Genomic DNA, 9,600 nt, shown 5'->3' on the forward strand with positions numbered 1-9,600 from the left:
AATCGGGATCGAGACCTCGTATCAAATCGACTTCAGCGTCCAGGCGACCATATCCGAGATCACCTTACTGAAGGCGATGTCCAGCGCCTTGACGTAGGCCGGGTTGCCGGAGCCAGTCAAAGGAGCCGTGGCGGAGAAGACCTGCTGTGCCTTGACCGCGCCGTTGCGATCGTTGAGGATCTTTGCCGAAATCTCGATATGGGCGCGGTTGCCGCCGGCCGTCTCGATCTGGAAGGCGCGGATGTCGGTGACGACCTGGAAGTCGATCGCCAGCCCTTGCCCCGGCACGCCGACGCCGCCGAGCTTGCCGGAATTCTCGTAAGCCTCGACCAGCTTGGCCTGCACCATTTTCGGCAGCGTGTCACTCCAGCGGGCGCCGGCGAGATACTGGATCTCCGATGGCGTCACATAGATCACCACCTGCTCGGAATCGAGCGCCTTGAGCGCACTCGGCTCCGGGATCAAGATTTGCTTCTTGCTAGCCTTCGGGCCGGAAATTTCGGGCATGGCGGAGAGCGCGAAAGTGTCATTCTTCGCCTGGCTCGCGCCGCAACCCGACAATCCAATAAGGAGCAGGACCGGCAAACATGCACGGGCAATGCTCAGAAGACGTCCTGCTGTCATTCCTTCCCCACACACAACAGTTCAATGCCTCGTGCGGCCGTTATATTCCTTGACTTCCTGACCACCGAACAACAGCCGTTGCGGGTTGTTGTCAAGCCGGCTGATGGCCTGATTGAGCGTTTGTACAGCCCGGCGTGCATCCTCGACCAGCGCATTGACATTCTGCAGGCCGGAGCCCGAGAAACGGGCGATATTTTCGGCGATCGGTCCGATGCGGCCATTAATATTGTCGGCCAGATCCTTGTAGGATTTGAGCGTCGCCCGTGCGTCGGCGAACAGCGACTTGGAATCACCTGATCCGAGGAAGCTGTCGACCTTGGCCAGCACGCCGTCGACACGGGTCGAAGCCTTGTTGAGATTGGCCGACATCTCGGAAATATTGGTGATCGTCTTGTCGATATCGGCGCGGTGCTTGTCGACGTCCTGCGAAATGCCCTTGAAATTGCCGATCGCTGCGCGCGCGTCGGAAACGGCGGCACTGATCTCGTTCGGATTGATCGCGGCGATCACGCTGCTGGCCTTGTCGATGACACCATCCACCTTGCCGGAGGATTTGTTGAGATTGGCCATCAACTGGGTGACATCGGTGATCGTTTTGTCGATATCGACGCGCCGCTTGCCGATGTCGTCCGAGAGCCCCTTGATATTGGCGATGGTCGTGCGCGCATCGGCGATCGCGGCGTGGATGTCGCTCACCGAGCCCTTGACCTTGTCGGGATCGATCGCTGCAATCAGCTTGTCGACCTTGTCCAGCGACACATTGGCCTTTTCGCCGAAGGTCTTGTAGGTGGCGATCGCCTCATCCAGGTCCTTGACCGTCTTGCCTGCATTGGCCACGGCGGCGTGAACATCATCGACAGTCGCCTGAATCTTCTGCGGATCGATGGCAGCGACCAGCTTGTCGACCTTGTCGAGCGACGCCGTCGCCCGGTCGCCGAAGGTCTTGTAGGTGTCGACCGCGTCATTGACCTTCTTGATCGTCGTCTTGGCGTCGGCCACGACGCCATGGACTTCATCGACCACGCCGCCAACCTTGCCGGAGGCATCCGCGAGATCGGCGCTGACCTTGCGGGCGTTGACCAGGATGTCGTCGATCTTCTTCGGATCGACCGCCTGGATGAGCTTTTCGGCAGCGGCAAGCGTCGTATCCAACCGACCGGACACGTTCTTGATCGTGCCGGAAAGCTCGGTCACGCTTTGCAGGAATTTGTCGATCCCCGGCGCGTTGTCCTTCAATGCCTTGGTGAAGGTATCGACATTGCCCACCGTATCGGTCAATGGCTGGCGATTGTCGTTGACGAAGCTCTGCAACGTGACGAGCAGCTGATCGGTCTTGTCGGCGATCTTGCTGGCGGTGGCGACGATATTGGTGACGCCGGATTGCATGGCGTCGATGGTGGCGATCTTGCCTTCCTTCTGAGCGGTGACGAGAATCGGCTCCTGCTTGGGGTCACCGCCGGAGAATTCGAGATAGGCGGCACCGGTAAAACCCTGGATTTCCAGCACCGCCCGCGTCCCCGGGAAAACCGGGGCGTCGGTGCGGATTTCCGTGACGGCAAGCGAATAGGCGGGGGCCTTGCGATCGAAGTCGAGCGCCCGGATCGTACCGATCGGGATACCGTTGAAACGCACCGGCGAGCCGACGCTCAAGCCGTTGGCGGAACCGGGAATGCGTACGATCAGTCGCTCCATCTTGCCTTCGCGGCCATAGACGGACATCCAGTAGACGAAGCCAAAAGCCATCAGCACGACGACGATGGTGAAGAAGCCGACAATCGCGTAGTTTGCCCTTGTTTCCATCAATGGCCCGTATTGGTTGCTGTCGTGGATGCCGTATGCACCGCCCGCCCGGCACCGTCGACGACGCCAGGGATGGAACGCGCGCGCTTGCCCCGAAAGTAGGACTGTACCCATTCATCAGGACAATCAAGCATATCCTGGACTGTCCCTTGAACGAGCACACGCTTTTTTCCAAGCACTGCAATTCGGTCACACACCGAAAACAGGCTGTCGAGATCGTGGGTGACCATGTAGACAGTAAGCCCCAGCGTATCGCGAAGCTTGGTGATCAACTCATCGAATTCGGCCGCTCCGATCGGGTCGAGACCCGATGTCGGCTCGTCGAGGAAAACCAGCGCCGGGTCGAGCGCCAGAGCGCGTGCCAGTGCCGCGCGCTTGATCATGCCGCCCGAAAGTTCGGAGGGATATTTGTCGGCCGCCTCCGGCGCCAGCCCGACCAGTTCGATCTTCAGCAATGCCAGTTCGTCCATCAGCGATTTCGGCAGGTCGAGATATTCGCGCATCGGAAACTGGATGTTTTCCTTGACGGTCAGTGCTGAAAACAATGCGCCGTGCTGGAAGAGCACGCCGAGCTTCATGTCGAGGTTGAAGCGTTCATCTTCGTTCACCCGGCCATAATCCTGCCCAAGGATCTGGATTTCACCAGCCTGTTTAGGGACGAGGCGCAGGATGGTGCGCATCAGCACCGATTTGCCAGCACCGGATGCACCGACGAAGCCGAGGATCTCGCCCTTGAAAATGTCGAGGTCGAGCTTGTCGAGCACGACATGGCTGCCGAAGGCGACGGTAATGCCGCGCGCCGAAAGGATCACTTCGCGTCCGTTTTTCTGTCCCTGCCCGTTGGTTTCCGCCATGCGCGCCTCAGAAATCGATCGCGGCGTAGAACATGGCGAACAGCCCATCCACCATGATGACGACGAAGATCGCCTTGACCACCGCGGCGGTCACATGCCGGCCGAGCGACTCGGCCGAGCCTTCGACCTGCAGGCCTTCCACCGAAGCTACCACGCCGATGATGACAGCCATGAACGGGGCTTTCAGCATGCCGGAGATCACCGTCGAAATATCGACTGCCTGTTGCAGGCGCGACAGGAAGACTTGATAGGTGATGCCGGAATAGATGTTGGCGACGACCGCCGCACCGGCAAGCGCTGCGAAATTGGCAATCACGGTGAGCAGCGGCAGCGCGATCATCAACGCCAGCAGCCGCGGGAAGATCAGAACGCCGACCGGATTGAGGCCCATGACCTGCAGCGCGTCGATCTCCTCGCGCATCTTCATCGAGCCGATCTCTGCGGTGATGGCCGAGCCGGAGCGGCCGGCGATCATGATTGCGGTGAGCAGCACCCCGATCTCGCGCAGTTGCAGGATGCCGACCAGGTCGACGACGAAAACTTCGGCGCCGAAATAGCGCAGCTGGAAGGCACCCTGCTGGGCGATGATCGCGCCGATCAGGAAGGACATGAGCGCAATGATCGGCGTCGCGTTGACGCCCATCTGCTCGAGTTGGGTGAAGACCGAAGCGGGCGACAGCCCGCTACTGCGGCCGAGCTTGAGCTGGGCGCCGCGCACTGCCGAACCGATGATGCCCATCGACGCGATCGTGTCCGTATAGAGGTTCACGATCGATTCGCCGATAGGCGCCAGAAAGCGCACATACCAGCGATCCTGCCGGCTGTCGTCGCCGGGTTGCTTCAGCTCCTCCGGCAGGGCGGTAATCAATTCGTTGAAGCCGGCGCGCGCATCGCTGAGATCGACTTTGCCGGAATTCCTCTCAAGCGCCGTCATGAACCGACGGATCACCCAAGCGCCACCGGTATCGAGATTGGTAATGCCACTGAGGTCGAGGCGCACGGTGCCGGAAACGCTGTTGCGGCTGGCTTCCCTGAGCGCCCGATCGACCTGCGCGATCGTGCTGTTGAGCCAAGCGCCGGTCAGGCGGACGAGAAGTCCGCCATCCGGATGGTCAATCGTCACACCGGCTTGTTCGGCCGTATCCGCCATCTGGCAGTCCTCACTGGCGCCTTGCACAGAGACCCGGTCATCGGGTCTTTTGTGGTAAAACAAAACGAGTCGACGCGCGAAATGCCGTTTGACAATAGATTAACGGCGCATTCAAGCCATATCGGCAGGCGATTGGAAAACAAAAGGAATTGCACGTGACGCGTCACCTTGAAACCACAATCGCCAAGTTTCCGATCGCGGGCGAATTCCGGATTTCACGCGGCGCCAAGACCACCGCCGAAGTGATCGTCTGTACGATCCGCGAGGCTGATTTCGCAGGCCGCGGTGAATGCGTGCCCTACAAGCGCTACGGCGAGACGCTCGACAGCGTCGAGGCGCAGATCCGCTCACTCGCCGGCGATATCGCGGCCGGCCTGGGCCGCGCCGAGCTCAAGCACCGGCTCGATGCGGGTGCAGCACGCAATGCCATAGACTGCGCGCTGTGGGACCTGGAGGCGAAAATGAGCGGCGTGCCGGTGTCCGGGCGCCTCGATCTTTCGCCTGAGCCGCTCACCACAGCCTATACAATCTCACTCGACGAACCGGAAAAGATGGGCGCGCAGGCAGCAAAATGGGCGCACCGGGCGCTGCTCAAGGTCAAGGTGGGCACGACTGATGACGAAAGCCGCATCCGCGCTATCCGCGCCGGCGCGCCGCAATCGGTGCTGATCCTCGACGCCAACGAGGGCTGGACCAAAGACAACCTCGCACACCATCTCGCCGTGTCCGCAGAATGTGGCGTGGCGCTCATCGAGCAGCCCCTGCCCGCCGGGCATGACGATCTGCTCGCCGATATCGACCGTCCACTGGTGATCTGTGCCGACGAGAGCGCCCATGTAACGGCTGATCTCGCTTCGCTTGTCGGCAAATACGACGCCATCAACATCAAGCTCGACAAAGCCGGCGGGCTGACGGAGGGGCTGGAGATGAAGGCCGAGGCCGAGCGGCTGGGGTTTCAGATCATGGCCGGCTGCATGGTCGGCTCGTCGCTTGCCATGGCGCCGGCGGTGCTGCTGGCACAGGGCGTGGCCTTCGTCGATCTCGACGGGCCATTGCTGCTCGCCGAAGATTGCAAACCGTCGCTGCGCTACGAGGCGTCGCTCGTCTATCCGCCCGAGCGGGCGCTCTGGGGCTGAAACAGCATGGCGGCAAACAGGATGGCGAGGCCGATGACGACCAGAATGCTCATCGAATAGAAGCCGTTGACGCCGAACGCCTCATAGATATAGCCGGACGCCCAGCCGGAAATCACCGCGAAGATCGATGTCGCCGCCTGATAGAAGCCTTGGGCATAGGCACCCTGCCGGTCACCGACCCGGGTGATCATAAAGCGCTGTACGCCGAGATGCATCATCGCATAAGTGAAGGCATGGGTGCATTGAAGCAGGAAGAACGGCCAGAAGCCGCTCGCCAGCGGAAACAATGTCCAGCGTATGAAGGTGAACACCGATCCCAGGATGAAGAGGTGCCAAACGCTGGAACGCCGCAGCCAGCGGCCGGAGACGAAGAACAGGCAGATTTCGGCGAGCACGCCGGCAAGCCAGAGAAAACTGATTCCGACACCGGAAATGCCCTGTGCCTTCCAGTAATTGGTCGCAAAGGCATAAAGCATGGACTGGCTGCTCATCACGACGGATGCGCCAATGATGACGAGCAGGAAATCGGGCGACCAGAACCGCGCCTTGACGATCGCGACAGCCGGATCGCTCGGCGCCGACGGCAGGTCACGACCAAGCCGCGGCGCAGTCAGCGCCATGATGATGGTCAGCGAAAAGAACAGGGTGAGGCCGGGCAGCACCATGGCGCCGCCGAAACGGTCGAGCCCGAAGCCGATGAAGGTGGTGAGCGCGAAGGCGACCGAGCCCCAGAGCCTCAGTGACCCATAATCGAAGCCCCAGCGCCGCACGCCGGTCACCAGCACCGCGTCGGCAATCGGCACATAGGGTGCATAAAACAGGCTCTGGACTGCATAGATCAGCAGGATCGGCCAAAACGTGACGGTGTGGAACATCACCAGCGTTGTCGCCAACGAGACGATGCCGGACCACATGAGCACGGTCGTGCGGTCCTTGGCGCGGTCGGCGGCCATCGCGCCGACCGGCATGCCGAGAATGCGCATCAGCGCGGGGATGGAGGTGATGATACCGATCTCTGCCGGCGTCATCCTCAGGTCCTGCAGGAGGACCGGAAAATAGAGCACCGCAATGCCGTTGACCATCATAGGGGCACAGAACAGCAGAACGGCGCGCAGGGCGAAGAAGCGCGGCGCGTCGTCACGATGGATGGAGGATGGAGGAGCGAGCATGAGATATTCCAGAATCGCACGCCATGACGTTTCCGGAATCATCCGGCGCACAACGATTTTTCGGCATGGTGAACCGTTAGCACTGGCGTTCGTGCGCACCAATGTGGTTTCGCACAACTGCCGAAATAATTCGGCAGGATGACAATCCGGCAACAATGCTAAATTGCCGAGGTTTGCCGCGCACTGGAAGCCTGTTAACGTCGGGTCATGACGATACCTTACCCGGTCTTCCGCCTCTCTGCCGCCATCGTGATCGGCCTCTATCTCGCCGCCTGTCTCATCCTTTATTTCAGCCAGGATCGCTTTCTGTTTCCCGGCGCATTCATCCCGCTTCCAGTCGAGTTGAAGGGCGCTGCCGCACGCTTCGGGCTGGAGGACGTCATGATTCCGACGGTCGACGGCACCAGGCTGTTTGCACTTCAAGGCCAGCCTGCCGATGGCAAGCCGATCATCATCGTCTTTCACGGCAATGCCAGCTATCCCGAGTCCTACCGCTTTCTCTATGCCGGCTGGATTGCCGCAGGCTATGGCATAGTGGCCCCGGCATTGCGTGGCTATCCGCGATCAGAGGGAACGACGAACGGCGAGAAGATGCTGGCCGACGCGCTCGAAATCTACGACTGGACGGCAAAGGCCTTCCCCAACCATCCGATCTATGTTTTCGGTCAATCGCTCGGCACGGCTCCGGCCCTCCACCTTGCTGCACATCGCCAGGTTGCTGGTGTCGTCCTGGTGTCGCCATTCAAATCGATGCTGTCGCTCGCCTGGAGCAAATTCCCTTACCTTCCCGTTCCATTGCTGCTCCGGTCGCCTTTCAGAAGCGATCTCGATATCGTCGACGTCACGGCGCCGATACTGGTGCTGCATGGCGACCGGGATGAACTCGTGCCGATTGCGTCCGGTCGCGAATTGGCAGCGCTTGCCAAACATGACTTGCAATTCGAGGTCATCCACGGCGCCGGTCATGCACAGGGACTTTTTGAGGTCGATATGATCGACAAGATCGATGCTTTTTTCGGCATAGACACGCATTAATTGAAAAAAATAAGAACATCCGGAAATCGGGATTATATCGATTTAATCACGTTTTTGCTGAAAATGGTCCGATTTCCGCAGAAATTTGAACAGAAATCACCTCTATTTTTCGATTTTCTCATTGAAAATTACCAAAATCTGCCGTTTCTATGCGCATCGTCGACGCAACGAAATCCCACCGAAAACCATCTCACCCAATCACCATACAACCGTGGGATTGCCGCCTCCCCGGTCGCGTCGAAATCACCAAGCGGCATAAGGAAACGGAATGTCCAGCATCTATACGGGTCCAGTCTTCGAAATGGCCCGCAAGCAATTCCAGCACGTCGCCGACTATCTTGAAATCGAGGATGGCAAGCGCGATCGGCTGCTTTATCCGAAGCGCGCCATCGCCATTTCCTGCCCGATCAATCTCGACAACGGCGAGACCGCCGTGTTCCAAGGCTACCGGGTGCAGCATCACCTGACGCTTGGGCCGACCAAGGGCGGCACGCGGTTTGCGCCCAGCGTCGATATCGGCGAGGTGTCGGCGCTGGCAATCTGGATGAGCTGGAAATGCGCGCTCGCCGGCCTGCCCTATGGCGGCGCCAAGGGCGGCATCACGGTCGATACGTATTCACTGTCAAAGCGCGAGCTCGAAAGCCTGTCGCGCCGCTATATGCAAGAAATGATCCCCTTCGTCGGCCCCTATGTCGACGTCATGGCGCCGGACATGGGTACGAACGAACAGGTGATGGCCTGGTTCATGGACACCTATTCCATGTATCAAGGACGCACGGTCAACGAAATCGTCACCGGCAAGCCGGTCTCCTCCGGCGGCACCGAGGGCCGGCGCGAAGCAACGGGTCTGGGCGTCGCGCATCTCATCCAGCGCGTCATGGAGCGGCTGCAACTGAGCCCGCGCAACGCCACGGCGATCATCCAGGGCTTCGGCAATGTCGGCTCCTACGCCGCGCTGGAGCTCGCCCAGCAAGGCGTGAAGATCATCGGCGTCTCGGATCACACGGCCTGCTATCTCAATCCCAGAGGTTTCGATGTCGACGCCCTGCTTCGCTATGCCGGCGAGCATGGATCACTGAAGGGTTTTTCGACCGAACTCGCCTTCGACCCCAACCAGTTGCTCGTTCAGCCCTGTGACATCCTCGTGCCTGCGGCGATCGAGCGGGTGATCGACGCCGATGTCGCGGCCAAGCTCCAGTGCCGCATCCTCGCCGAAGCCGCCAACGGCCCGACCACGCCCGAAGCCGACCTGGTGCTCGACCAGCGGCGCAACGAGATCTTCGTCATTCCCGACATCCTCTGCAATTCCGGCGGCGTGAYCGTCAGCTATTTCGAATGGGTGCAGGACCTGCAGCAATTGTTCTGGCGACGGGCGGAGGTGATCGGCCGGCTCAAGGATCTGCTGGACAACGCCTTCGGCCGGGTCATGGAGCGGGTGGAAAAGGATGCGATCTCGCATCGCGTCGCCGCCATGGCGATCGGCGTCGACAAGGTGGCGCAGGCCAAGGCGACGCGTGGGTTGTTCCCGTGAGATGAGCTCGCCGGACGGCGAACAGCGAATATGACGTGGCGGGAATTGCCTCGCCGCGTCCATTGCTTGGCGAGCGGACACGCCATCGCGCATCCCCTCAGGCCATTCCCATCGATGGCGCGGCGAAGGCTTGGCCGTGTAGCCTTGATCGCTTATTTAGCTTAGAGCCCGATTTAAAAGTAGTTGAGCGATAACAGCAGGTTGTGATTCCCTTTTGGTGCTAAATCAAAATGGGGTTTCCGATGACCTGGACTGTTATCGCTCGGCGTGAGCATAACCGAGACGCGCTTCGTTTTCCAAG

Annotated in this window: 8 protein-coding genes; 3 read left to right on the top strand and 5 right to left on the bottom strand. The window is 60.2% G+C overall.

What is annotated here, in order from left to right; all coding sequences use genetic code 11:
• Window positions 1-21: 21 nt before the first annotated feature.
• From AC1DYF_RS25135 to AC1DYF_RS25150, 4 genes are read right to left on the bottom strand one after another with little or no spacing between them, the layout of a single operon-like run.
• A complete protein-coding gene (locus AC1DYF_RS25135) occupies window positions 22-624 on the bottom strand; it encodes an ABC-type transport auxiliary lipoprotein family protein (RefSeq protein ID WP_477879606.1) in 603 nt (200 codons plus the stop codon).
• A gap of 21 nt (window positions 625-645) precedes the next feature.
• The gene (locus AC1DYF_RS25140; RefSeq protein ID WP_477879607.1) at window positions 646-2,424 is read right to left on the bottom strand and encodes an MlaD family protein; all 1,779 of its coding nucleotides are present in this window, start codon (window positions 2,422-2,424) and stop codon (window positions 646-648) included.
• Entirely contained in the window at window positions 2,424-3,278 is an 855-nt protein-coding gene (locus tag AC1DYF_RS25145; RefSeq protein WP_477879609.1) for an ABC transporter ATP-binding protein, read from the bottom strand. Before AC1DYF_RS25145 ends, AC1DYF_RS25140 begins: the two co-directional genes overlap by 1 nt.
• Before the next feature lie 7 nt (window positions 3,279-3,285).
• Entirely contained in the window at window positions 3,286-4,428 is a 1,143-nt protein-coding gene (locus tag AC1DYF_RS25150) for an ABC transporter permease (RefSeq protein WP_477879611.1), read from the bottom strand.
• 155 nt (window positions 4,429-4,583) lie between these two features.
• Between AC1DYF_RS25150 and dgcA the strand changes: the two genes are divergently transcribed.
• Window positions 4,584-5,564, top strand: a complete 981-nt coding sequence (gene dgcA / locus AC1DYF_RS25155) for an N-acetyl-D-Glu racemase DgcA (RefSeq protein ID WP_477879613.1) — start codon at window positions 4,584-4,586, stop codon at window positions 5,562-5,564.
• Here dgcA and AC1DYF_RS25160 read toward each other — a convergent pair.
• The gene (locus AC1DYF_RS25160) at window positions 5,534-6,733 is read right to left on the bottom strand and encodes an MFS transporter (RefSeq protein ID WP_477879615.1); all 1,200 of its coding nucleotides are present in this window, start codon (window positions 6,731-6,733) and stop codon (window positions 5,534-5,536) included. The two genes, dgcA and AC1DYF_RS25160, sit on opposite strands and share 31 nt — an antisense overlap.
• 207 nt (window positions 6,734-6,940) lie before the next feature.
• Between AC1DYF_RS25160 and AC1DYF_RS25165 the strand changes: the two genes are divergently transcribed.
• Entirely contained in the window at window positions 6,941-7,768 is an 828-nt protein-coding gene (locus AC1DYF_RS25165; protein ID WP_477879616.1) for an alpha/beta hydrolase, read from the top strand.
• A 268-nt stretch (window positions 7,769-8,036) separates the two neighbouring features.
• On the top strand, window positions 8,037-9,299 hold the full coding sequence (locus AC1DYF_RS25170) for a Glu/Leu/Phe/Val family dehydrogenase (RefSeq protein WP_477879617.1): 1,263 nt from the start codon (window positions 8,037-8,039) through the stop codon (window positions 9,297-9,299).
• The last annotated feature ends 301 nt before the right edge of the window (window positions 9,300-9,600 follow it).

This window comes from Rhizobium sp. P2_G9 (assembly GCF_056403475.1).

What these genes read in the sequence shown, in the direction of transcription:
- AC1DYF_RS25160 (WP_477879615.1), bottom strand. Translation starts at nt 6,733, where the DNA reads ATGCTCGCTCCTCCATCCTCCATCCATCGTGACGACGCGCCGCGCTTC.
- AC1DYF_RS25140 (WP_477879607.1), bottom strand. Translation starts at nt 2,424, where the DNA reads ATGGAAACAAGGGCAAACTACGCGATTGTCGGCTTCTTCACCATCGTC.
- AC1DYF_RS25135 (WP_477879606.1), bottom strand. Translation starts at nt 624, where the DNA reads ATGACAGCAGGACGTCTTCTGAGCATTGCCCGTGCATGTTTGCCGGTC.
- AC1DYF_RS25150 (WP_477879611.1), bottom strand. Translation starts at nt 4,428, where the DNA reads ATGGCGGATACGGCCGAACAAGCCGGTGTGACGATTGACCATCCGGAT.
- AC1DYF_RS25145 (WP_477879609.1), bottom strand. Translation starts at nt 3,278, where the DNA reads ATGGCGGAAACCAACGGGCAGGGACAGAAAAACGGACGCGAAGTGATC.
- AC1DYF_RS25165 (WP_477879616.1), top strand. Translation starts at nt 6,941, where the DNA reads ATGACGATACCTTACCCGGTCTTCCGCCTCTCTGCCGCCATCGTGATC.